This is a genomic window from Corallococcus aberystwythensis (assembly GCF_003612165.1).
Lineage (GTDB): Bacteria > Myxococcota > Myxococcia > Myxococcales > Myxococcaceae > Corallococcus > Corallococcus aberystwythensis.
In genome coordinates this window covers 17,054-39,253 of record NZ_RAWK01000061.1, presented here as the reverse complement: position 1 = coordinate 39,253, position 22,200 = coordinate 17,054, and the positions used below count along the sequence as shown (strand labels likewise).

24 protein-coding genes are annotated in these 22,200 nt (G+C 66.3%); 13 read left to right on the top strand and 11 right to left on the bottom strand.

Annotated features, from left to right (window positions below):
• Positions 1-59: 59 nt before the first annotated feature.
• Positions 60-2,432 (top strand): serine/threonine protein kinase, encoded by a 2,373-nt coding sequence (locus D7W81_RS12500; protein ID WP_120555586.1) that lies wholly within the window; start codon positions 60-62, stop codon positions 2,430-2,432.
• Between the two features lie 31 nt (positions 2,433-2,463).
• On the opposite strand, the gene D7W81_RS12495 is transcribed toward D7W81_RS12500, so the two are convergent.
• Both D7W81_RS12495 and D7W81_RS12490 read right to left on the bottom strand, forming a co-directional pair.
• On the bottom strand, positions 2,464-3,141 hold the full coding sequence (locus D7W81_RS12495; protein ID WP_120555585.1) for an RDD family protein: 678 nt from the start codon (positions 3,139-3,141) through the stop codon (positions 2,464-2,466).
• An 83-nt stretch (positions 3,142-3,224) separates the two neighbouring features.
• Positions 3,225-4,196: a PDR/VanB family oxidoreductase gene (locus D7W81_RS12490; RefSeq protein WP_120555584.1), complete on the bottom strand. Its 972-nt coding sequence runs from the start codon at positions 4,194-4,196 to the stop codon at positions 3,225-3,227.
• 307 nt (positions 4,197-4,503) lie between these two features.
• Here D7W81_RS12490 and D7W81_RS12485 point away from each other — a divergent pair, with 307 nt between their 5' ends.
• The 5 genes from D7W81_RS12485 to D7W81_RS12465 all read left to right on the top strand — a co-directional run bounded on the left by D7W81_RS12485 (position 4,504) and on the right by D7W81_RS12465 (position 10,092).
• A complete protein-coding gene (locus tag D7W81_RS12485; RefSeq protein WP_120555583.1) occupies positions 4,504-5,148 on the top strand; it encodes a hemerythrin domain-containing protein in 645 nt (214 codons plus the stop codon).
• A gap of 124 nt (positions 5,149-5,272) precedes the next feature.
• Complete coding sequence (locus D7W81_RS12480; protein ID WP_120555582.1) at positions 5,273-6,025, top strand: SIMPL domain-containing protein; 753 nt, start codon at positions 5,273-5,275, stop codon at positions 6,023-6,025.
• Between the two features lie 325 nt (positions 6,026-6,350).
• On the top strand, positions 6,351-7,691 hold the full coding sequence (locus D7W81_RS12475; RefSeq protein WP_120555581.1) for a hypothetical protein: 1,341 nt from the start codon (positions 6,351-6,353) through the stop codon (positions 7,689-7,691).
• A gap of 358 nt (positions 7,692-8,049) precedes the next feature.
• Entirely contained in the window at positions 8,050-9,318 is a 1,269-nt protein-coding gene (locus D7W81_RS44085) for a Tox-REase-5 domain-containing protein (RefSeq protein WP_279637814.1), read from the top strand.
• 12 nt (positions 9,319-9,330) lie between these two features.
• A complete protein-coding gene (locus D7W81_RS12465; protein ID WP_120555579.1) occupies positions 9,331-10,092 on the top strand; it encodes an immunity 52 family protein in 762 nt (253 codons plus the stop codon).
• A gap of 177 nt (positions 10,093-10,269) precedes the next feature.
• On the opposite strand, the gene D7W81_RS12460 is transcribed toward D7W81_RS12465, so the two are convergent.
• The 4 genes from D7W81_RS12460 to D7W81_RS12445 are packed head-to-tail and all read right to left on the bottom strand — an operon-like array spanning position 10,270 to position 13,374.
• Complete coding sequence (locus tag D7W81_RS12460) at positions 10,270-10,812, bottom strand: hypothetical protein (protein ID WP_120555578.1); 543 nt, start codon at positions 10,810-10,812, stop codon at positions 10,270-10,272.
• Between the two features lie 60 nt (positions 10,813-10,872).
• Positions 10,873-12,147 carry a hypothetical protein gene (locus D7W81_RS12455; protein ID WP_244227166.1) on the bottom strand — a complete coding sequence of 425 codons (1,275 nt, stop codon included), beginning with the start codon at positions 12,145-12,147 and terminating at the stop codon, positions 10,873-10,875.
• A 58-nt stretch (positions 12,148-12,205) separates the two neighbouring features.
• Positions 12,206-12,850, bottom strand: a complete 645-nt coding sequence (locus D7W81_RS12450) for an SCO family protein (protein WP_120555576.1) — start codon at positions 12,848-12,850, stop codon at positions 12,206-12,208.
• Between the two features lie 5 nt (positions 12,851-12,855).
• Entirely contained in the window at positions 12,856-13,374 is a 519-nt protein-coding gene (locus D7W81_RS12445; RefSeq protein ID WP_120555575.1) for a hypothetical protein, read from the bottom strand.
• Positions 13,375-13,481: 107 nt separating this feature from the next.
• Here D7W81_RS12445 and D7W81_RS12440 point away from each other — a divergent pair, with 107 nt between their 5' ends.
• Positions 13,482-13,895 carry a FixH family protein gene (locus D7W81_RS12440; RefSeq protein WP_244227164.1) on the top strand — a complete coding sequence of 138 codons (414 nt, stop codon included), beginning with the start codon at positions 13,482-13,484 and terminating at the stop codon, positions 13,893-13,895.
• A 74-nt stretch (positions 13,896-13,969) separates the two neighbouring features.
• Positions 13,970-14,188, top strand: coding sequence for a hypothetical protein (locus D7W81_RS12435; protein WP_120555573.1), 219 nt, complete (start codon positions 13,970-13,972; stop codon positions 14,186-14,188).
• 221 nt (positions 14,189-14,409) lie between these two features.
• Here the strand turns inward: D7W81_RS12435 and D7W81_RS12430 are convergent, their stop codons facing one another.
• The 3 genes from D7W81_RS12430 to D7W81_RS12425 are packed head-to-tail and all read right to left on the bottom strand — an operon-like array spanning position 14,410 to position 16,236.
• Positions 14,410-15,234: an ImmA/IrrE family metallo-endopeptidase gene (locus D7W81_RS12430; RefSeq protein WP_120555572.1), complete on the bottom strand. Its 825-nt coding sequence runs from the start codon at positions 15,232-15,234 to the stop codon at positions 14,410-14,412.
• On the bottom strand, positions 15,224-15,649 hold the full coding sequence (locus D7W81_RS41955) for a hypothetical protein (RefSeq protein ID WP_147445455.1): 426 nt from the start codon (positions 15,647-15,649) through the stop codon (positions 15,224-15,226). Before D7W81_RS41955 ends, D7W81_RS12430 begins: the two co-directional genes overlap by 11 nt.
• Complete coding sequence (locus D7W81_RS12425) at positions 15,646-16,236, bottom strand: sigma factor (RefSeq protein ID WP_158621572.1); 591 nt, start codon at positions 16,234-16,236, stop codon at positions 15,646-15,648. The genes D7W81_RS41955 and D7W81_RS12425 overlap by 4 nt, the downstream gene beginning before the upstream one ends.
• Before the next feature lie 133 nt (positions 16,237-16,369).
• Here D7W81_RS12425 and D7W81_RS12420 point away from each other — a divergent pair, with 133 nt between their 5' ends.
• Genes D7W81_RS12420 through D7W81_RS12410 form a run of 4 tightly spaced genes read left to right on the top strand, consistent with a single transcriptional unit; the run spans position 16,370 to position 19,612 of the window.
• Entirely contained in the window at positions 16,370-16,864 is a 495-nt protein-coding gene (locus D7W81_RS12420) for a TIR domain-containing protein (protein ID WP_158621571.1), read from the top strand.
• Positions 16,861-17,505, top strand: a complete 645-nt coding sequence (locus tag D7W81_RS41950) for an Nmad2 family putative nucleotide modification protein (protein WP_147445453.1) — start codon at positions 16,861-16,863, stop codon at positions 17,503-17,505. The genes D7W81_RS12420 and D7W81_RS41950 overlap by 4 nt, the downstream gene beginning before the upstream one ends.
• Complete coding sequence (locus D7W81_RS12415; protein ID WP_120555569.1) at positions 17,502-18,569, top strand: MazG C-terminal domain-containing protein; 1,068 nt, start codon at positions 17,502-17,504, stop codon at positions 18,567-18,569. The genes D7W81_RS41950 and D7W81_RS12415 overlap by 4 nt, the downstream gene beginning before the upstream one ends.
• A gap of 8 nt (positions 18,570-18,577) precedes the next feature.
• Positions 18,578-19,612 carry a nucleotide kinase domain-containing protein gene (locus D7W81_RS12410; RefSeq protein WP_158621569.1) on the top strand — a complete coding sequence of 345 codons (1,035 nt, stop codon included), beginning with the start codon at positions 18,578-18,580 and terminating at the stop codon, positions 19,610-19,612.
• 193 nt (positions 19,613-19,805) lie between these two features.
• Here the strand turns inward: D7W81_RS12410 and D7W81_RS12405 are convergent, their stop codons facing one another.
• Positions 19,806-20,246, bottom strand: a complete 441-nt coding sequence (locus D7W81_RS12405; RefSeq protein ID WP_120555568.1) for a hypothetical protein — start codon at positions 20,244-20,246, stop codon at positions 19,806-19,808.
• A 68-nt stretch (positions 20,247-20,314) separates the two neighbouring features.
• On the bottom strand, positions 20,315-21,292 hold the full coding sequence (locus D7W81_RS12400; RefSeq protein ID WP_120555567.1) for a hypothetical protein: 978 nt from the start codon (positions 21,290-21,292) through the stop codon (positions 20,315-20,317).
• Positions 21,293-21,371: 79 nt separating this feature from the next.
• Between D7W81_RS12400 and D7W81_RS12395 the strand changes: the two genes are divergently transcribed.
• On the top strand, positions 21,372-22,190 hold the full coding sequence (locus D7W81_RS12395) for a DODA-type extradiol aromatic ring-opening family dioxygenase (protein ID WP_120555566.1): 819 nt from the start codon (positions 21,372-21,374) through the stop codon (positions 22,188-22,190).
• The last annotated feature ends 10 nt before the right edge of the window (positions 22,191-22,200 follow it).

The window sequence follows — 22,200 nt, the reverse complement described above, 5'->3', positions numbered from 1 at the left end:
GCGTGGGGCGCGGCTTGATTCCATGGGGGAGTCCGTGCTGCGCTCCGGAAGGCCAATCCATGAGCACCGCACCCACAGAGTCCCCCCGTTTTTTCGGGCGCTATGAGCTCGTCCACCTCCTGGGCCAGGGCGGCATGGGAGAGGTGTACCTGGCGAAGCTGTCCGGGGCGGCGGGCTTCGAAAAGCCCTGCATCGTGAAGACCATCCTGCCGGGGCTGGTGAAGGACCGGCAGTTCCTGGACCGCTTCCACCACGAGGCCAAGGTGCTGGTGCACCTGGTGCACTCCTCCATCGCCCAGGTGTACGACATGGGCGAGGCGGACGGCACCTACTACATGGCGCTGGAGTACGTGGCGGGCGTGGACCTGGGGTACCTGCTGGAGCAGGCCCGGGTGCAGGGGCGGGCGGTGCCGGCGCCGGTGGCGCTCTACATCGGCCAGCGCATGGCGGAAGGCCTGGGGTACGCGCACCGCAAGACGGGCTCGGACGGCGAGCCGCTGGGCATCGTCCACCGCGACGTGTCCCCGCACAACGTGATGGTGTCGTACGAGGGCGAGGTGAAGGTCATCGACTTCGGCCTCGCGAAGTCCACCGCGCGCAGCAAGTACACGCTGCCGTCCACGGTGATGGGGAAGCTGGGCTACATGTCGCCGGAGCAGGTCCGCGCGGAGCCCCTGGATCACCGCAGCGACATCTACTCCTGCGCGGTGGTGGTGTGGGAGATGCTGGCGGGCCGTGGGCTCGTTCCCCACGGCACCGTGGGCGAGATGATGGCGGCCATGTCGCACCCGGTGGTGCCGCCGCTGGTGGACTTCCGTCCGGACGTGGAGCCGTCGCTGGAGGCCGTGCTGCGCCGCGCGCTCGCGCCGTCACCGGCGGACCGGTACGCGCGGGCGGATGAGTTCGCGCGGGCGCTCAACGCGGAGCTCCTGCGCTCGGGCAGCCCCATTGGGGCGGAGGAGGTGGGCGAGTTCGTCCGCGCGCTCTGCCCGGAGGCCTTCGCCGAGCAGCGCAAGCTGACGTCCGGTGTGCACGGCGAGCGGCGCACGCCGTCGCCCGCGCCCCGGGGCGGTTCGGGCACGGGGCTGTATGGCGGCTCCGGCTCTGGGAGCACCGCGTCCGCGGACGAAGCGGCCTTCGGGGCCACGGCGCTGCGGACCGCGGAGGAGCCGGCGGGGAACAGGCCGAACACGGGACGCATCGACGTGGACGGGCCCTCGGTGGGACCGGGGGGCACGTTCGTGTCCCATCCCGCGCCGGCCTCCGGTGTGGCCCCGAGCACGCCGGGGTCCGGCGGCGTGGCGCGGAGCACGCCGGGTTCTGGCGGCGTGGCCCCGAGCACGCCGGGGTCTGGCGGTGTGGCGCGGAGCACCGACGACGTGGACGCGGCAGCGCTGGGCGCGACGGCCGTGCACCTGCTGGCGGCACCGGCCCAGGGCGCTGTCTCCACGAGCACGTCCGGGCAGGTGACAGCGCAGCCCGAGCGCAGGCCGGTGGCGCGGATCGCCGTGGCGGCGCTGCTGCTGGTGGGCGCCACCGTGGGCATCACGACCTTCGTGCTCCGCTCGAACACGGCCGAGCAGCCCGTGGTGCCCCAGCCGCTTCCGCCGTCCGAGCCGGTGGTGGTGGCCGCGCCTCCGAAGGTGGAGCCGCCTCCCGCGGTGACGCCGCCCGTGGAGCCCCCTCCCGAAGTCGCGGTGGACGCGGGCGTGGTGGCCAGCGCGGAGGAGCCCCAGGTGAAGCCCGCGCCGGTGACGAAGCCCGTCCCTGGAACGAAGCGGCCCGTGCCGCCTTCGGTCGAACTGGTGCCCGCGAACCAGCCCGTGGCGAAAATTGGTGAGACGGGCAGTGGCCAGCGCGTGGTGAACGCGGACATTCCCTCCGGCACCAACGCGGGCACGGTCTTCAGGGTGGTGGGCCCCCCGCAGCGAGGGGAGAAGGGGGGCCGCAAGCGCCAGGTGCTGGGGACGGCGACCGTGGTGGTCATCAACCCGAACCGCCAGCGCATGACCCTGCGGCTGGACGCGGAGGCGGAAGCGGCGAAGGAGCCGCGCTTCGTGCTGATCAACGAGCGCCGGTCCGGGCCGGCGCTGCCCACGCCCGCCCCCGAGACCCCGCCGGTCGCAACGCCCACGCCCGAGCCGAAGCCCGTGGAGCGCTCCCGCCTCCTGGGACAGGTGGAGGTGGATGGCGTCATCAACCGCACCCTCTATGTCATCAGCGGCGACGTCCGCACCTGGCACAACTGCTCCATCGTCCTGAGCGGGCGCAAGGAGGCCCGGATGGCGCGGCTCGAGCCCTACCAGACGCACACGGTCGATGTGGGGGCGCGCTACTTCAAGGTGAACTACAAGGCGCCCGCCGTGCCGGAGAAGGCCGTGTGGGTGAGCTGTGACGAGGGCGAGGACACCTTCGCGCTGATCAAGCGCTGAAGCGCGGGAGCCCACGGGCTCCCGTCTCGTCTCACCGCCCCAGCCGCGCGGCGGCCACGGGGCACTCGTTGCGCACGAACTCCGAGACCTCCGGGTCGCCGCCGCTCGCGTTGCGCACCGCGCGGGACAGGGACGTGCGGCACTGCCAGGTCTCCTCGCGTGTGCCGTGGCAGCAGTGCCAGCCCGTCAGCGTGCGGTCCAGGTACTGGAGCATCTCCTGGCGCGTGGGCGTGACGATGCTCCACACCGCGCCCGCGAGCAGCACCCACCCCACCAGCGGCAGCGCCAGGCTCCGCGCCCAGCCGCGCACGCCGCCTGGAATCACGCTCGCGTGCACGCCCAGCTGCGCGTCCAGCGGCCGGTGTTGCAGCACCACCTGGAGCACCAGCTCCACCGGCGCGGTGAGCGCGCGCAGCAGCCCCGCGCCCAGGCCCGGCGCCTTGCCTTCGGCGCGCTCCAGCTTGAGGCCCAGCGCGTGACGGCCGGGGCTGAGCCCCGTCAGCCCGCCCACGCAGGACAGGAGGAGCCACGCGGCTCCCATGGCGAACCCCAACAGACCGGCCGTGGACACCCACTCCGCCGCGCGCACCGCACCCCAACCCACGAGCGCCGCGCCCGTGAGGTCCAGCAGGTCCGCCACCCAGAGCCGGTTCTGGAACCGGGCCTCGGTGGGCGGAGTATCCATGGAGAACAACGTCCCGTCGCTCATCAGCCTCTCTCGTGTACGAGCGGGGCGCGAGCATAGGCGGCCCGCCGTGCACTGGCGCGCTCCAAAACGCCGTGCCCGGAAGCCTAGAGGTCCAGGACCAGCCGCTTGGACCGGGCGCGCGACACGCAGACCAGCATCCGCGCGTCCCCCGCGGATTCCTGCTGGAAGAACGTGTCACGGTGGTCCGGCGTTCCCTCGCACACGCGGGTGACGCAGGTTCCGCAGGAGCCCGCCTCGCAGTCGCTCTCCACCTTGACGCCGTGGGTGCGTAGCACGTTGAGCACGCTCTTGCCGGCCGGAACGCGCAGCACCTGGCCGGTGCTCTTGAGCGTCACCTCGAAGTCCTCCTCCGGCGTCGCGTGGGTGGCGGACGTGCCCTCCGCGGTGAAGGCCTCGAAGTGCACCTTCTCCCAGGGCCACTTGTTCAGTGTGGCCGCCTCGCGCACCGCCTTCATCAGGCCCGCGGGGCCGCAGCAGTACAGCCGCGTGCCCGGGCCGCGCGTGGCGAGCAGCGCCCGCACGTCCAGCCCCTTCGTGGGGTCGCCCCCGTCGTGGTGGAGGTGCACGCGGCCCGCGAAGGACGGCGTGGACAACAGCTCCCGGAAGGCGGTGCGGTCCGCGTCTCGGGCGCAGTAGTGCAGCACCCACTCCGCGCCGGTGCGCTCCAGCACGCGCGCCATGGCCAGCAGCGGCGTGATGCCGATGCCGCCCGCGATGAGCACGTAGCTGCGGCCGTACAGGAGGGGGAAGTCGTTGATGGGCTCGCTCACGGTGAGCACGTCGCCCTCGTGGACGTTCTCGTGCATCGCCTTGGAACCGCCGCGGCCGTTGGCGTCGCGCTGCACGGCGATGACATAGCGGTGCGTCTCGCCCGGGTCGTTGCAGAGCGAGTACTGGCGCATGCCGCCCAGGCCCGGCACCTGCACGTCCAGGTGGGCGCCGGCCTCGAACTCGGGCAGGGCGCCGCCGTCCTGGGAGACGAGCTCGTAGGACTGGATGCCTTCCGCCTCACGGGTGATGCGTGCCACCCGCAGGCGCAGCGTGTTCGTCGTCACGGTATTGCCCCTGTTCCCAAAGCCCGCCGCCCGCGCGAGACCGATCTGGCCGCGCACGGTGCGCACTCCCCGCCCGGCTGGGGAGTGGGGCCCGGTGTGGTTTTTCGATGGGTTCCGGACACTCGGGCCTTGTTGCCCGGCTGCCCTCCGTCCGGGCGCGGGGGCCAACGCGGCGGGGGTGGGCACGGCCGGGAATCCATCCCCACCCTTCACCCCATGCCGCGCTGCGCCAGGGCCCTCAAGGGACCCGGGCGTCATCGTGATGGGGGAGGCGCGGCCCCCCGATTCGACGGAAGGGAGACGGCCCATGGATGCCATCGCGTTGCTGAAGGCGGACCACAAGACGGTGGAGCAGCTGTTCCGCAAGTTCGAGAAGGCGGGCGGCCACGCGCTGGCGCACAAGCGCAAGCTGGTGGACGAGATGGTGCGCGAGCTGTCCATCCACGCCGCCATCGAGGAGCAGGTCTTCTACCCGGCGGTGCGTGCGCGTTCGGAGGACCTGTCCCCGGACGTGCTGCGCGCGCTGGAGGAGCACCACGTGGTGAAGTGGGTGCTGTCGGAGCTGGACACGATGCCGCCGGAGTCCGAGCGCTTCGACGCGAAGGTGCACGTGCTGATGGAGAACGTGCGCGCGCACGTGACGGAGGAGGAGCAGTACCTCTTCCCGGAGGTGAAGAAGGCCTTCAAGCCGCAGGAGCTGAAGCAGGTGGGCGAGGCGTTGGAGCTGGCGAAGAAGGCCGCGCCCACGCACCCGCACCCGGCCCAGCCGGACACGCCGCCGGGCAACCTGCTGACGGGCGCGGTGGCGGCGGTGATGGACATGGGCCGGGACGCGCTGCGCGTCGCGCGCCGCAAGGCGGTGACGCAGGTGCGCAAGTCCGCGCCGCGTCCGCTGAAGAAGCCGCTGGAGTCCATCATGTCGTTGGATTCGGCGGGCGAGCCGCTGCACTAGCCGTAAGCGTCCGGCGCAGGACGCCCGGGGCCCGTGTGAATGTCGCCGGGGCCGGGGCGTCCGAAGGGGCATGAGAGGCTTTCGCGCCCGGTGCGCGGAAGATGCTCACCGCCTTGGAGGCGCCATGTCCGCAGTGCGCAGGATGTTGACGACGCTGGTGGTGCTCGCGGGGTTCACCGCCGCGGCGCAAGCGCAGGTTCCGCCGTCCGGTTCGCCGCAGCCCCGTCCGCCCGTGGATCCGCAGGTGCGCACGCTGCGCGTGGAGGGCACGGGCGAGGTGAAGGCGCAGCCGGACGAGGCCTTCATCGACGTGGCGGTGGAGACGTCCGCCCAGAACGCGAAGGCGGCGGGCGAGGAGAACGCGAAGCGGATGGAGAAGGTGCTCGCGGCGCTCACCGGAGCGGGCATCGCGAAGCGCGACCTCCAGACGCGCAACTACAACGTCTATCCGGAGTACACGCCGTCGCCGCCGCAGGGCGGTGAGCCGAAGCTCAAGGGCTACCGCGTGAGCAACCTGGTGAGCGTCCACGTGACGGACCTGTCCAAGGTGGGGAGCCTGCTGGACAAGGCGTTGGCGGCGGGAGCGAACCGGGTGGACTCCGTGCGCTTCGGCCTGAGCCGCCAGGACGCGGTGCAGGGTGAGGCCTTGCGGCAGGCGGTGGCGCGCGCGAGGAAGTCCGCGGACGTGCTGGCCGCGTCGCTGAACGTGAAGCTGGGCGCGGTGCTGGACGCGAGCACGGTGACGGAGGCCCCGCGCCTGTACCCGGCCACCTTCGCCATGGACATGGCGGAGTCGCGAGGCGCGCCCACCACGCCCATCCAGCCGGAGGAGCAGTCGGTGCAGGCGAAGGTGACGCTCATCTTCGCCATCCAGTAGGCGTCAGCGTCACAGGCTGTCAGGCCAGCGCGGCGCGAGTCCGCGGAAGGGAGCGCGCCGGGTTGCTGGATGGCGCGCTCCTTCGTTTCTACCGCATCGTCGTCAGGACACCCTCCGCACGGATCCGCGCCCACTGCGCAGCGCGGACGAGACGACGACAGCGCCGGGACCCTGCGCCTCGCCTGACACGGCGATAACAGTCGCTGGCTTGACGCAGCTGCCCTCCCTTCCCCCTGGGCCGTGGCGCGCGGCCTACGGGCGCCGGGCTGAATGTCAGACGTGTGTCCTTTGCTCTCCTGGGAAGTGGCAATCCCAGGGGACGTGGATGCGAATGACGCGAAGTGTGGCTGTCTGGCTATGGCTGCTGTTGCCGGTGGCCGCATGGGCCGAGGATGTCCCGGAGGTGCCGCCCCTGGAGGTGCAACGGCGCCCACTGGACGAGCCCTGGCGCAACCTGCTGCGCGTGGAGGCGACGACGTTGTCCTTCCTTCCCCGCGCGGGCGTCGGCACGGACGAGGGCTTCCTCCAGGTGGAGCCCACTCTTGTCTTCGAGCGAGGCGGGGACTTCGGCCTCAACCTGGGCGCGCCCGTGCGATTGCGCCTTTGGGGAGGTGGAGGGTCCGCGGGTTTCGTGCGGAAGGAGGATTGGGACAGCGTCTCGGACTTCGGGCAGGTGGTGCGCGCCCTCAAGCTGGGCTCGGACAACGCGCCCGTGGGCGTCTGGTTCGGCGCGCTGGAGGGCTACAGCCTGCTGTCCGCGCACCTCGTGCGACGCTACGGCGGGCGCCTCAACCCGGACTACCACCCGGCGGGCGGCTTCCTCACCGGCACTTTGGGGCCCCTCTACACGGAGGCCTTCGTCTCGGACGTGTTGGGCGCGCGCCTCATGGGCGCCGAGTTCTCCCTGGACATGGAGCACGTCCTCTTCGGCCTGCCTCGCGAGAAGGCGCGTTCCACGCTGGCGCTGTCGGCGGTGCACGACTGGGGCCGTGCCGGAGGCCGGACGCCCTCGGTGACGCTGGCGCACCTGGATGCCATGGCGGTGGTCGTGGTGCGGCCCACCTACGAAGTGCACGTCCAGGCAGGCTGGGGTGGCCGGCCGGGTGAAGGCGGTGCCTGGGGCGCGGTTGTGGGCGCGGGAGTGGATGCGAAGACGCCCACGTTGCGCTTGCTGCTGCGTCTGGAGGGGCGTCGGCAGCACGGCGGCTTCCGTCAGGGCTTCTTCGGCCCGGACTATGAGCTGGCGCGCTTCAAGGCGGCGGGTCCGGAAGGCGTGGCACTGGCGGAGGCGTCCTTCCCGGACGGGTACTCAGCCTATGGGGAGGCGGAGGTGGGCTGGGACGCGGTCCGCTACTGGGGCGTCCACAAGCACCTGAAGCTGTCGCTGGGGGTGGAGGCCTTCAACTGGGGACGCTTCGACGTGGACGGGCGCGTGGTGGTGCAGCTCTTTGACCGCTCCGTGGAAGTCGCCTTGAAGGGTCTCGCGGTGGGGGCAGGACAGCCTGGAGCGCGCTACCTGGGCGGGGCGGAGCTGCGCTGGCGTTTGCTGGGCGGGAAGCTCTACGCCATGGGCACGGCGGGCACGCTGCTGTTCCCCGAGGGCGTGGGCACGCTGCGGCCGGGTGCCTTCGCCTCGCTGGGCCTGGGGGTGGACAATGCGCGCTGACGTCCTGCTGCTGGCCCTCGCCATGCTGGCGACGGGGTGCGTTTCGGTGTCGCCCACGCCTCGTCGAGACCTGAGCCTGAGCTACACGCAGCCCTCTGCCCCCGCGCCAGAGGGGGCACGGCTGCCGCGCGAGGAGGCGCCCCCCACTCGGACCTCTCCGCGAACCTCCCTTGCGACTTCAGGGGAGCGGATGGCGCGCCACCGGCAGCTCCGGGAGGACACGTCGGGCGAGGACTCGCGAGCAATGGCTGGGGCCGTGGGCGGCAGCCTCGCTCACCATGACGCGAAGGAAGACGCCTGGGAGAAGCTACTGACGGACGCGGGGCTGGATGCACGGGACGAACGCCCCGTAGGAAGCGTGCTGACGCCCGCGCAAGCCGCGCGTCTGATGGATGTGTTGTTGGGCAAGCCCGTCACGTTGAGCACCTTCCCACCTCGGATGGCCGCAGGCTTCATCCTTCGCGAGGTGATGGAGGGAGGCGAGGTCACGCGGCAGGAACTGCTGCGGCGGGTGGAGCGCTTCTCCCGGGAGCAGATCGCGGTGCTGCGCCCGGACGGCTATCTGGCGTGGGCCCTCACTGGGCGCACGCAACAGAAGGTGGCGGCAGTCGAGTGGAAGGACGAAGCCTTCCGTGCGTATGGCTTCGAGCTGGGCCGCTTCTACAGCGGCAAGGGCGGTGTCTTCCGCGCCGTGGACGCGCAACTCCAGGCCTCGGATTGGCGGCCCCTGGCCGAGGTGTACGACGATGCGGACGTCATCAGCCGCACCCTGGATGGAGCGGAAGATGCGCTCGTGGAGCTGTACCACGCGCTGGGCCAGTTGCTGACGCATCCCGTGGACAGCCTCGCGGGGCTGAGCAACCTGCCCGCGAGCGTGGCGGCGCTCATCGCGTCCTCGCCCGTGTACTGGGAGCGCTTCCAGTCCATGACCCGTGGCGAGCAGATCCGCGAGGTGTCGCGGCTCACGACGGGCCTGCTCATGACCGGAGGCACGGCTTCGGCCACGACGCGGACGTTGAAGGGGATGTCTCTGGGCGCGGAGGTCTCGGTGCCGGTGCTCTCGTTGTCGGCGGAGGGTGCGCTGGCGTTGGAGCACGTCGCGGTGCCAGCAGGGCGCGCGGCGGCGGCACTCAGCGGCGGCCCTGGGGTGGCCATCATCCTCCAGCGGGCGAACACGGCCTCGAAGGGAGGAGCACCTTCCCAGGGGCCGGGGCAGTGGGGCCCCGCGAAGGAGTCGATGTCCACACGCGCCAGGCAATATCAGGAGCAGATCACGGGGCACTCGGCGGATGAGGCGTATTGGGTCGGCGGCACGAGCACAAAGGCTGGTGGCGTGAAGTTCGATGGATTCAAGGATGGCGCGCTGTTGGAGGCGAAGGGGCTGGGCTATGCTGAATTTTTTGAAGCCAACTTTGCTCCCAAGTATTGGTTCGACGCATCGGGCAAGGCTGATGATCTCGTTGACCAAGCCACGAGGCAGCGTGACATTGTTCTGAACGCGGGTATCCGCATTGAGTGGCACGTCGCCGAAAAGCACGCAGCAGATGCCATCAAACAACTGCTGAAGAGCAATGGCATTCCAGAGATCGCCGTCATCCACACGTCAGCACGGCCATTGGTCCCTTGAGATACGCACCGCATGACAACCCACGCTGAATTCCGGGCCTATCCAGAGACCTACTACGCCGGTGCCTACTGGGGCCCACGACGAGAGTCCCCCGAGGAGTGTGCTCAACGGGCGGCAGACTTCCTCACACGGCTGGCTGCATGCGATCCCCTGCTGGCGAACTGGAACAAGATTCCCAAGCCGCGCGGTAAGGGGCGCAAGACTCCCCTCATGCCCCCCGACCTGCCCCTCCTGACGGAGGCGTTCCGGCGAGGTGTCAACCGCGAGCCGGGTGGGCCTCCCATCGAGCACCTGGGCTTGACGGTGAGCGCCTATAACGATGGCTCTCGCCAAGACTACGTATCCGTGAGGATGCACTGCGGGAGCTACGAGCAGAACAAATCCGCCAACGTGTGCGTTCTGTCCCTTCCGTCGGAGGGGGAGGGCGCGGAGCGCATCCTCACGGCCTCCGTGCTGACGGAAGTGACTCGAAGCATGGCGCTGGCCTGGGAACCGGACTGGGCCGTGGCTATGTCTCACGCACATCGGGACATGGATGATGGAGGAGACAAAGCCGACATCTGGCCAGGCTGGGTGACCTACCTGTCCCATCACCGAGGGACGGTGCCGCCATTGCCTGCTCCCGTACGCATCGAGCTTGTCGAGGACAAGGGCACATTGATCATCCTGACCCCTGAGCGCTTCACGGTGGCCAACCCGGACCATGTGGCGCTGGCGCGGCGGGTGCGCGAGTTACTGGTCAGGGCGGGTTTCATGCCGCTCATCTCGTCCTGAATCACGAGCCGATGAAGGGCTCGCCATGTGCCCCCAGTGTGCACCTCCGGCGTGGATTGAGTGGGTAACCGCGCGTCCTGCGTGAGGTTTCCTGCCGCACTGGCGAAGGTGACGCTCATCTTCGCCATCCAGTAGCTGCCGCTGTCCAGGGCAAGCCGTCCCAACGGCTTGCCGGTCCTACCGGGGAACGGCTTTCAGCGTCTCCTCGAGGACGGCCCGGGTGTCGTCCGCGACGGTCTTGTCACCCTTGTGCATCTGGTACGTGAGCAGGCCCTTCCACATCGAGACGTTGCGCGGCTGGGTGCCGTCGGTGCCGGACTTCTTCGCGTTGTCGGAGGGCTTGGGGTCGACGGTGGCGTACATGCCTCCGTATCGAGCGATGTCCGCGGCGAGGTCCCACGTGAACAGGCACGCCACGCCGGTCACCTTCTTGGCGAGGGCCTTCTTGTACTCAGGGCGCTCGCACATGGCCGCGACGCCACGGAGCACCTCCTTGCAGGAGTCCTCGTAGCCCACGCCATCCCAGTCGTTGGGATCGAACCGGTTGAAGTTGGTCTTGACCTTGAGCCGGGTGCCACACGCGGTGTTGGCGTCCTTCAGCGTGCCGGAGATCGACTTCTCGAAGGAGCTCCTGGCCTCCTTCTGAAAGGGCTTGAGCTCCTCGGCGCGCGCGGACGTGGACAGCAGGACCAGGGCTGCGAATACGTGCTGCGAACGCATGAAGGCCTTCCTTCCGGGAGGGACCGGGATGCTACTGCGCCACCGGGCCCGGAAGGCTCCTCAGAACCTGAAGTTCCAGCCAGCGAGGTGCCGCAGTTCGCTCGCGCCTCCCGTGGGGATGCGTTCCGGCACGGGCTGGCCGTGCGCAGGGGCGGGCACGTCCATCGCGATGCGTTTGACGCCGGGGGTCTTGTCGAGACCGCCGCACCAGGTCTGCCAGCGCTCGCCATTCAGGCGATCCCGGAAGCCGATGCCCACCACCTGCTCCGCCGTGGGCGGAGTGGGGGAGAGCAGGTCGAGGTACTCCATCCGGCCTCGGAGGATGCCCCGGCCGTCGGTGCGCACCTCATGGCAATAGGCGGCGCTCCACAGGTCCTCGCGGAGGCGGATGGCGTACACGCTGCCCGGCGTGGGCGGGCCCGCGATGGACTTGGGCTTGGGACCGGCCGGGTTGGCCGTCTTGCGGCGCGCGGTGGTAGTCGTTGTGGGAGGGGGAGGCTCCGCCTCCGGTCGTTGGAGATGGCCGAACAGCGTGGCCACCAGCGTCTCCTGGAGGCCCTCCTTCGCTGACCACCACGCCAGCGGTGCCGGCACCTCGACGTTTGTCGAGGGGCGGCGGTCGCGCTCGATGGCAGGCGTGAAGCGGGTCATCAGGCCCGGATGCTCGGGGGTCTGGAGAATGCCGATGAACGCGAGCGCTTCCAGCACGGTCTCGCAGCGCCAGGGACGGTTGGCGCTCAGAAGCCCGGCCTTGTGGAGCGCGGTGCGCGCTTGGCTATAGCGCGCCGTGGAGGGGAGGCCGCGCATCAGCTCGAGCACCTGGAAGAACACCCAGACATCCCGTGGCGTGGGCTGGGGCCAGGAGGAAGGCGGGCGGTCGATGGCGGCGGCCAGGGCGAGAGCGCCGTTGGCCGGATGGTCGACACCCCAGTCCCCGCCCGACAGGTGGCGCAGGTACGCGGCCTGGGTGGCGTCGATGGCGCCTGCATTGAAGAAGCAGACGCGGCAGCTGCCTCCTCCCATGGGGTCTTCGGCGTGGACCGGCATGGCCCGCCCCAGGATGGCTGCGGGTAGCACGCTCAACCAGGCGAGATCGGCTGACACCATCGAGGCCACGAACGCATCGGCCGCCGCGCGCAGGTCGACCTTCACGGCGGACTGGCGCAGCTTGTCGATGGTCTCGTCATGTCCCCACTGGATGAAGACATTGGGCTCCAGCCCGGCCGCCTTCAGTTGCTGATGATCCGCTTCCGTGAAGGTGGAGGGGATCCGGTGGCGGCCTTCGTTATCGACGTCGCTGTTGCGCGAGCTGTAGACGCGGTCCAGCAGGGCCATGACGGCAGGGTCGGGATGGGGCATCTCAAGGGCACGGTACGGGAGGCGGCCCGCGTCGTCACTCCGGCGCCTGTGCCAGCAGCCGGGCGTCCCGGAGCAGGGCTTCCAATCCCCCTTCACCCTCGGTGACCCGGTAGTAGCCGCGGAGCTGTCCCCGGGCGTCCACGAGGACGAAGTGCTCTCCGTGGAAGACGCTGAAGAAGTCGTCCTCGCCCGCGTCGGCGTCGCGGCCCATCATCACCCGGAAGCCCTCCAGGACGGTGGTCTCCACCTGGTCCAGGGGACCCGTCAACAGCGTCCAGTTGGACGTGTCGATGCGGTGGTCGCGCGCATAGGTGGTCAGCCGCTCCGGCGTGTCGTGGCGCGGATCCACGCTGAACGAGGCGAAGCGTAGGTCCAATCCTTGTTCACGGGCCTGCCGCTGCACCCGCAACATCTTCTCCGTGAGCATCGGGCAGACAGTGGGGCAGCGGGTGAAGAAGAAGTCCGCCACGTAGAGATGGCCCCGCATGTCCGCGTCGGAGAAGGGACGTCCCGTCTGGGCGGTCAGCTCGAAGCGCGGGAGCGGACCATAGAGAGGCAGGTTCTCCGCGGCGATGCGCGCGCGCTCGCGTTGAATGCGAGGCCCCGCGATGAACAGCAGCGCGACGGCCAGCGCCCCCGCGAGCACGAGCCAGGGAAGGGACTTGCGTAGGTAGGGCATGGGCTTCACAGGGGGCGGCAGAAGCGCAGACAGCGCGCGTCCGCGATGACGCGTTCGGCGGTGGGGGAGGCCTGGCTCGAGTCGTAGACGCCCCGGACCTGGAGGCGTTGATCCACCAGCAACAGGAGGTGGCCGCTGTCACGGAGCCGCCGCCAATCCGGGTGGAACTCCGCGGAGGCGGGAGGTGTCACAGTGACGACCCGGACCGGGACGCCGTCGGCCTCCAGTCGTTCCTGGACCTGTCGCAAGAAAGGCAGCACCGGCACGAACTGGAGCAGGGTGAGCTGTCCATGAAGCTGTCCGGCCTCCAGCGGCTGGCCCCGGTCATCACGGAGGGTGAGCGCGGGCAGCGGGCCATACACAGGAGGCGGCACGTCCAGCTCCCACGACGCGTTCGTGGAGGGCGCCTCCGACCAGGCGAAGTCCAGCACTACCGCGATCGCCGCGCATGCGAGCACGGACACGGTCAGCCCCACGGCTCCCAGCACCACGAACACGCATGAAGAGGACGAAGGGGCCGGCATGACGGCGCACCCTCTCGCATCCAGGCCGCCTGCGCGATGCGACACCTTGTCGCAGAACGCGGGCGGGCCACTTCCGCTAAACGGTGGGCGTGATGAAAGCACTGTGGATGGGAATGCTGTTGCTGGGCGCGACACCCTCGGTCGGATCCGACGCCGGGGTCGACGCGGGGCAGGTGAGTACGGTCGTCACCGTGGGGACGGCGGCCAGCGCATCCGGCCGGCTCCGCGTCGAGGTCCTCTCCGCGATGACGCCTCTTCGACGAGGCGTTCAGGCGTTCCAGGTGCGAGTCACCGACGCCGTATCAGGCAAGCCGGTGTCGGGTGTCGTGCTGTCCGTCCAGCCCTGGATGCCCGCCATGGGCCACGGCATCTCCGAGGTCCCTCGCGTCGCCGCGCGAGACTCCGGGACCTTCGATGTCTCCGACGCGGACCTCTTCATGCCCGGCGTCTGGGAACTGCGCTTCACGCTGAAGGGGTCGGTGGAGGACTCAGCGACCGTCACCCTCAAGCTGGGGCGGTAGACGCGCGGCGAATCGACACTCGGCAAAATGCCGCATCGGAAAAGGTGCGGGATCCTTGGCAGGAATGCCGCGCCATGATCCTTCCCTTCCCGTCATCCCTGGCCCGGCGGGTCCGCGCGTGTGTGTTGTCCGCACTGACCTTCACCTTCGGCCCCTCCTGTAGCGAGGATATCTCGTCCAATCCGACGGAGCTGTCCGCTCCAGAGCGACAGGAGTTGAATCAGCGGATCTCCGACCTTGATGCGGAGGTGACAAGCTTGGAGGGGCAGCTCGCCCAGCAGCAGCAACGGTAGGGCGCGAAGGAGCAGAAGAAACAGGCCATGGCCACGGAGGTCAGGAACCTAAAGAGCAGCTCACGGGGCCCGCCAGTTGCTGGAGTCCCAGGACTGGGGCGGCGTACTTGTGAAACTAGAAGCGGCGCAGAACGATGTGAAGCGCCTCAAGGGGCTCCTGGCTGCAACTAGAGCCGGCTCTTTGCGAACTGGTTCACGCCGCTATGCGCATCGGGGTGTGCTTAGTATTCAGCGTCAGGCGGGATCCAGAGCAAGGATAGGGTGGCGCGGAGGGCAGGAATTACTTGGCAGTGCTCAATTAGGTCGTAATCACTTGAAAGCCGAAACTTATCGAGCCACGCAGTGGCGGGAACTGGCTCCGCAACGTCTGAGGGGCGCCGTCCTGAAAAGTAGTCGCTGGCGATAGTATATTTCGACAGGCGAGAGCCTCGTTGAATGTAGTATCCGAAGTCCTTCCCAGAAGCGGCCCACGAAACTTTGCCATCTTGTGAGAGCACGACTGCACATCTCTCTGGGGTGAGTTTTGCGAATCGAATGCCTGCTGCAATGAAGCTGACATCAAACTCATTTTGAAGTGATTTGATGATTTCCAAGGATGGCTTGCGGACAGTGCAGCGCTTTTCCCAGACTGCCCTTGGCATTAAAAATTCAGACGCGAATGCATTTGCTTCGCGCTCAGTTGAAGGGGCGTAGATTTCTCGCAACTGAGATTCGTCGGAGACCTGCTTGGAGTCACATAGCTCGATCTGATTGTGACTTGCTCCGTGGATTTCATAGTGGCCGAACTCATGGGCAATAATGAATCGCCTTCTCGGTTCGTAGTCTACGGAACTGCTCACTGAAATAATGGCACTTCCAGCTACGCGCGTCGTTCGACCCACGCAACCGCTGAGAGCGGTATCGCGGACGACGATACGTCGTAGTACCCATAGCAGATCTGGGAGATCGTACCCTGCTGGATGAGGCACGCCTAGCTCTGAAAGTGCCTTGCGCGCTGCATGCTCGCCTCGTGCTAAGTCAGCTTCGAGTACGTTTCTACTTGTCATTTTTCGTGGCCAGCAATACCTCAATCTCTACTGCTAGTGATTCGATGTCTTCGTCGGTAGCCGACTCGAAGTTTCGATGAAATGCCTGTGGGCGGCTTGCTTGAGGTAACGACTGTCCGGCTGTGTGAATGAATGTGATAGTTTCATCCCTTGTTCTTGTGGTGCGCTTGTTTTCGAGTTTTTTGAGTATAGGCATGCGTTCGGATTTTGCGGTGCGCAACGCCTCCTGTAGGGCACGGCCTTTAGCTGCGTCGACAAGCGACAGTGCGTTTCGAAGTGCTCGAGCCGTATCGAACCCCGCCTCTCTTGTGAGTCGCTTCGCCTCGACATTGTCGAGAGGCGCCGAGTCGCCAAGTTCATCCAGGCAGTCAACCAGAATCTGGTCTTCATTTCGGGGCTTTGCTGGATTTATCATGATGCCACCCTCAGCTTGGCTGCAACGTCATCAAGTCGTCTGTGAAGTCTCTTGATGGCGTTGTCGAATCGTTTAGGCTCCAATCCAGTTTCGGTAATCAGCTCCGCCCGTTTCACGCATCCCTCCAATACAGCAGAAACGATTTTCTCCACCTCGGGATCACCAGAAACGGCGTTGAGAACGGCCTCTGCAAGAAGCTTGTAACGCTGTAGTTCGTCAAGCTGTTGCTCCGGAGACGGCGAGTGAAAATGGGGATCCTGTACTCCGCCAATCCCTTGAGGAACATCGTCCCCGATGGCTCTGACACGATTCGCGAGCCCTTTCACTGCGCTGCTAGCAATGCTGCGCACGCTGCCGACAAGAAAGTCCTCAAGACTGACCCTCTCCGGGTCCCAGGAGCGAGAATCATCGAGTAGGCGGCGTAAGGCCTCCTGAACCAAGTCCTCCGCTTCCTGCCCTTCAGGCATGGTTCCGGGCCGACTCCATCGCTTGCGGCTTACGATTTGAATCGCACGTGCTGCCACCCGCTCATAAATGGCGGGTAACTCGGCCTCGAGCTTCTTGAAGAATGCAGGGTTGGCGCTCACCACTCCCCCTCCCATGCTCCGGATGAATTTTTTTTTGCCGCAGCGGCAAAAAAGGCCCGGCTCGGAGCAATACCAGTTGAGCGGGTGAGGGCGCAAATGAGTGCTCCCACCTTCAACCACAGGGCGGGTTACCGTGAGCGGTGAGTCCAAGAACCTATTCGTTAGTCACTCCTATCTCGATGACGCAGTGCTCCAGGGCCTGAAGGCGGCGCTTGAAAAGGCTGGGTACATTGTCGAGGCGTTACCGCACGATGGTCCGAAACCAAAGGACACTGCGGTTGCGTCCTTCACCAATGAAATGCCTTCTGCTCCTTGTATCGACAGGGCAGAGGCGTTGATCGTCCTGGTTTCTCCGGGTCTGCGCACGATGTCGGAGGTCAATTCGGAGGTCGAGTACGCGGAGAGACGGGGGAAGCGCATTGTGGGCGTATATGTGCGCGGGGGACGAGAGACAGATCTGCCTGCAAACTTTCAAAAATACGGAGACGCGTTGGTGAGCTGGCCGTCCACCCGTGTAATGGAGGCCCTGGATGGGACGCTCAACATTTGGCTTAGGCCCGATGGAGAGACGCCAGTCTCGGAACGGGATATCGAGCGGTTCACTTGCGGAGAGCCGGTGCCCGAATGAAGCTCTACTCCTATGTAGTTGCTAGAGACTATGGGTTTGCACCGAATCCTTTTTTTGGCTACGGCACGCTCGCCACCTGCAAACCGCGGATCCGAAAGGGCGCGCGAGTTGGAGACTGGGTGATCGGAACTGGCGCAACTGACTACGAACTCGGCAGCCATCTCATTTATGCCATGCGGGTAGGCGAGACGCTGACGTTCGACCAATATTGGAAGGATACTCGCTTCCGTATGAAGCGCCCAAACCTCCAAGGCAGTCTTAAGCAGGCGTTTGGTGACAATATTTACCACCACTCTGCTGGGGGGGCATGGTGTCAAGAAAGGTCTCACCATAGTCACCGAAACGGCCAGCTCAATCGGGCCAATTTGGCTAATGATACTCGTGTTGATCGCGTGCTGGTGGCGGACTGGTTTGTCTATTTTGGAGCGAGCGCGGTCAAAGTCCCTGAGGAATTTCGAAAGGGAAAGAGAGAGACCATCCTCCGCGGAGGTCGAGACCACTTGGTTAATTACCTGCCCGGTTTTGCTGAGAGCGTTGTTGGATGGATTCACTCCCTAGGTAGAAAAGGTCTTGAGGGAGAGCCGCTAGAATTTAGTAAGGAGCTGTCAAGAGTCGGGACGACCGATAGGGGGCGGGTATGAGCTGGCTCCTTGAGTTCGCAGCGGCTGCTGCGAAGACCGACACCTTGGCCAATAAGCCCGATCATAAGGAGCTCTTGGCGGCAGGGATGCTAGGTGAGGTTGGCGGTGCTCTGTCCGAGTTCAAGAAGCACAAGCGCGAAGGTTCCGCTTACCCGCTCTATGAGGAGCGGCTGCTGGACGAGATTGGTGACACTCTGTGGTATTTCGTGCGACTCGCAGACGTTGATACTCCCGGCCTGCTCCAGATGCTTCCACTCGGTACTCCGAGCGACGAAAGGAATAAATCGGCGTCGCTCCTTGCGCTGGGCGCCGCTGCAGGCCGCGCGCTTGAAGCCGTCCAGCGCTCCAATTCAGAGGGCCTGCGCATCGCGCTCCATGATATCTGGCAACATCTCCGAAATGTCGCAGATGTTGGCTGCGTCGATTTGGAAGAGGCGTCCAGACGTAACTGCAAGAAGATTGCCAGTCGCTGGCCGACGGCTGGCGAAAAGAAGCCGCATGCGCTCTTCGATGAGGCGTGCCCCGAGGAGGAGAAACTGCCTCGTCTTGTCACTGTTGACTTTATTGAGCGCGGCACGCTGGAGAGGCCACAGATTCTGCTGCGCTACGAGAAGGTCAACATCGGGGACCGCATCACGGACAATATCGCTGATCCGGATGGCTATCGGTATCACGACATCTTCCACTTCGCCTACGCGGTTTACTTGGGTTGGTCTCCAGTGCTTCGCTCCTTGCTGCGCTCTAAGCGAAAGAGCGACCGCTTCGCTGACGAGAACCAAGACGGTGCCAGGGCAGTCATTATTGAGGAGGCGATCTCTGCCAGTGTCTTCAGTCGTGCAAAGCGGGTGGGGTACTTCGAGAACATCCAGCAGGTGGACTATGACCTACTGAAAGGCATCCAAGAGTTCACGAAGGGATACGAAGTGGCTCATGTTCCCGTCTGGCAGTGGGAAGAGGCCATCCTTGAGGGGTTTCGTGCTTTCCGCCAACTTCGGGAGCTGAAGGGCGGCCGTGTGACGCTCCACCTGAATGCGCGCCAGCTCATAGTGGAACAGCTAAGATAGGCCTCCTCATGCGAGGCACCCCTCTACAGGTCACGCTTTTCTCTTCTACTCCGAGCTCCCGAACTAGCCGCGATATTCGCCTACCGGGAGGAAGGGTCCTCCGCGCCACACCTGTGTTCGACACTTACTGGCGCTTTGCAGTAGAGCGCCAAGAAGTATTCTTCCGCAGACTCTCTGGAAGTGCTCCTCCGTGGACAGAGGACCATGTGCTGCGCTCGTTTCGGTTTACCAACGTCTACCGTGCCTCGGATCGAGTGAGTCAATATCTTATCCGGCGAGTCATTTACGAAGGCTCACAGGAGGAGGAGGAGGTCTTTTTTAGGGTTCTGCTCTTTAAACTGTTTAATCGGATCGAGACGTGGGAACTGCTTGAAGCCCGTCTAGGTCCACTCACCTGGAAGTCCTTCGATTTCGAGCGGGCCGATGCGTTGCTTGGCGCTGCGATCCAGGGAGGCGTCCGCTTGTATTCAGCGGCGTACATCATGCCATCGCCACTTTTTGGTGCGGCTCGCAAGCACACCAATCACCTGGAGTTGCTGCGCCGGATGATGGAGGACCACGCTCCTCGCAAGGTCTTCTCTGCTCGGTCGCTGCGAGAGATCTTCCAAGTGCTTCGCTCCTATCCATCGCTAGGGGATTTTCTGGCATTCCAGTTCACGGTTGACCTGAACTACAGTGAACTGACACGGTTTGAAGAGTCTGATTTTGTAGTCGCAGGGCCTGGCGCACGCAGCGGAATTGGCAAGTGCTTCAGCGACACGGGGGGACTGGGGGAGGACGAGGTCATCCACGAGGTAACGCGGATGGCTGGGCAGGAACTCGACCGTCTAGGGCTTCGTTTCCGAAACCTTTGGGGCAGGGACCTGCAGCCCATCGACTGTCAGAACCTGTTCTGCGAGGTCGACAAGTACTCGAGGGTGATGCACCCAGAGGCTACTCCAGACGGTGGGCGTACACGAATCAAGCAGCGATATGTGGCTCGCCCGGGCTCTAGCCCACATTGGTACCCTCCTAAGTGGAAACTATCCCCCTGTCTAGGTTGAGAGGACTGGTGATCCGGGCGGCGAGACTCGGGGCTAGCTTTCCTGCGGCATGTGTCAGTAGCTCGCTTAGATCGAATGCGCTTTAAGGATTCCGCGAAGTCAGAGCAACAGGCGGGAAATCGACGCCTGCGTGCCGTTGCCTGCCGTCCTGGCGAAGGTGACGCTCATTTTCGCCATCCAGTGGGCGCGAGGCTCAGGGCTCGAGCGCCGCGCGCGCCGTCTCGCGCGGCATCAGGCCGCTGAACTCGTAGATGAACGCGCCGTTCTCCGTGACATCGACGGTGCAGGCGCCCGCGCGGGAGAGCCCCTCGAGCACCTCCTTGGCTTCGGTGAACGAGAGCTGACTGGCCGCCGCCACCTCCGCGATGGTGACACGGCCCCCGTGCTGCTTCGCGCAGGCGAGCACGGCCCGTTCGATGTCGCGAGCATCCAGGGCGGGCGCATCCCGCAGCTCGGGCGGCAGCTTCGCGCGCCGCGCGGAGCGGAGGAGGGCCAGGCCTCCGAGGATGAAGATCGCGGCGAGGATGAACCCCGTGACCGTGTTTTCCGCAGTGCCCGTGCGCAGGTGGTCAATCTCCACGCCGAAGCCAATGACGCCGAAGGCGACCAGTGCCCAACCGATGATGCTCTTCATGCAACCCCCTTCACGACGGGACTGCCCATGCGTCCCCCGAGCTGTTTCATAACAGAAGACGTCATGTCTCACGCGGAGCGGGGGCCCCGGGTCTTGAGCAGGAGCTCATCCATCACGGACGAGAACTTCCGGGGATCGAAGTCCTGGTCAGGAGAGAGCGCCTGCTCCGCCTCGGAGAACTGTTCGACGAGCTCTCGCAGTGGGTGCTCCATGTACTGCCGGTAGGACGCGTAGGTCTTCTTGCGCAGGGTGTCCTGGTAGGCCCGCGCGTTGTCCCGCCAGACCTCGCTGCGGTAGCGGTGATTCACGCCCCGCTCGAGCATGCCCTGCTCGAACCGCTGCTGGAGCTGTCCGAGGAACGTCAGCAGGAACGCCTTCGCCTCCTCCTCCCGGAGGAACACCTTCTCCAGGCCGAAGGAGTCCAGGCCCACGAGGACGTGGTACGTGAGCCCATCTGGCTCGTGCTCCTGCCGGTGCTTCGCCTTGCGCCAGTTGACCAGCTCCTCGCCATAGAACGTGGACTCGAGGTCGTGCGTGCGCAGGAAGACGTGCATCGTGTCGCGGCAGCTCGCGGCGACCTCGACATAGCGGGCGGAGAGGGTGTCCCAGAGCGCGCCCTGCGGCCCCCAGTCGTCGCTGCCGAGCCAGACCTTGAACCGGGGGTTGGTCATCGTGTCCAGGATGCCTCCGTACACGGTGCTCTCCAGCGTGTCGTAGCCTCGGGCACGCACGTACTCACTGACCTGCAGGCCTCCGGACCACAGGGCCAGCGGCGTGCCGCGGGTCCTGGGCATCAGCAGGTCCCGGGCCCTGCCGCGGATCAACCGGTCCAGCGCGACGAACTCGGGGACGGGCACGTTCCAGGCATGGGCGGCGATGAACTCGGCCCTGCGCTGGAGCCCGCGGATGATGAGCTCCCACGAATCCTGGATGAAGGCGGACCGCAGCCCCGCTTCGCGGCAGTGGCGTTCGTATTCCGGGTAATGGGGATGGGTCGCGGGAAAGCGCACGACCTGGGGCCAGTTCGTGACGGCGCTCGAGGGCATGCGCTCGGAGCCTAGCACCCGCCTCCTGACGGCACGACGGCCTGCGCGGAGGCGGGATGCCCGTTACACCGGAGACACCATGCCGACCGACCCTTCCAGCCCTTCACGCCTGCCCGTCGTCTTCATCCCGCACGGCGGTGGCCCCTGGCCGTTCGTGGAGATGGGCCTTCCGAAAGAGGAGGTCCAGTCGCTCGCGGCCTACTTGCGTCAGGTGGGCCAGGGCTTCGCGACGCCGCCCAAGGCGCTGCTCGTTATCTCCGCCCACTGGGAGGAGCCCGTGGCCACGGTGATGACGTCCCCCGCGCCGCCCATCCTGTATGACTATTACGGGTTCCCGCCGGAGTCCTACCGCATCACCTGGCCGGCGCCGGGCCACCCGAGGCTCGCCGCGCGCGTGCGCGAGCTGCTCACCACGGCGGGCTTCGCCACGGCGGAGGACCCCGCGCGCGGCTACGACCACGGCACGTTCATCCCGCTGAAGCTCACGTACCCGGAGGCGGATGTCCCCTGCGTCCAGCTCTCGCTGAAGCAGGGGTTGGATCCGTCGGAGCACCTGGCCATGGGCCGCGCGCTCGCGCCACTTCGCGACGAGGGCATCTTCATCATCGGCAGCGGGCTGACGTTCCACAACCTGCGCGCCTTCGGAGACCCGCGTGCGCATGAGGTCTCCGCGAAGTTCGACGCGTGGGTGCAGGACGCCGCCACCTCCCCCGCGGCCGAGCGTGACCAGAAGCTCACGCAGTGGACGCAGGCCCCCTACGCACGGCTCGCCCATCCGCGCGAGGAGCACCTGCTCCCCTTGATGGTCGCCGCCGGGGCCGCCGGTGAGGACCGGGGCACCACCGCCTGGGCCGGCGCCATGATGGGGACGCGCATCTCCGGCTACCAGTTCGGCTGACGCCAGCGCG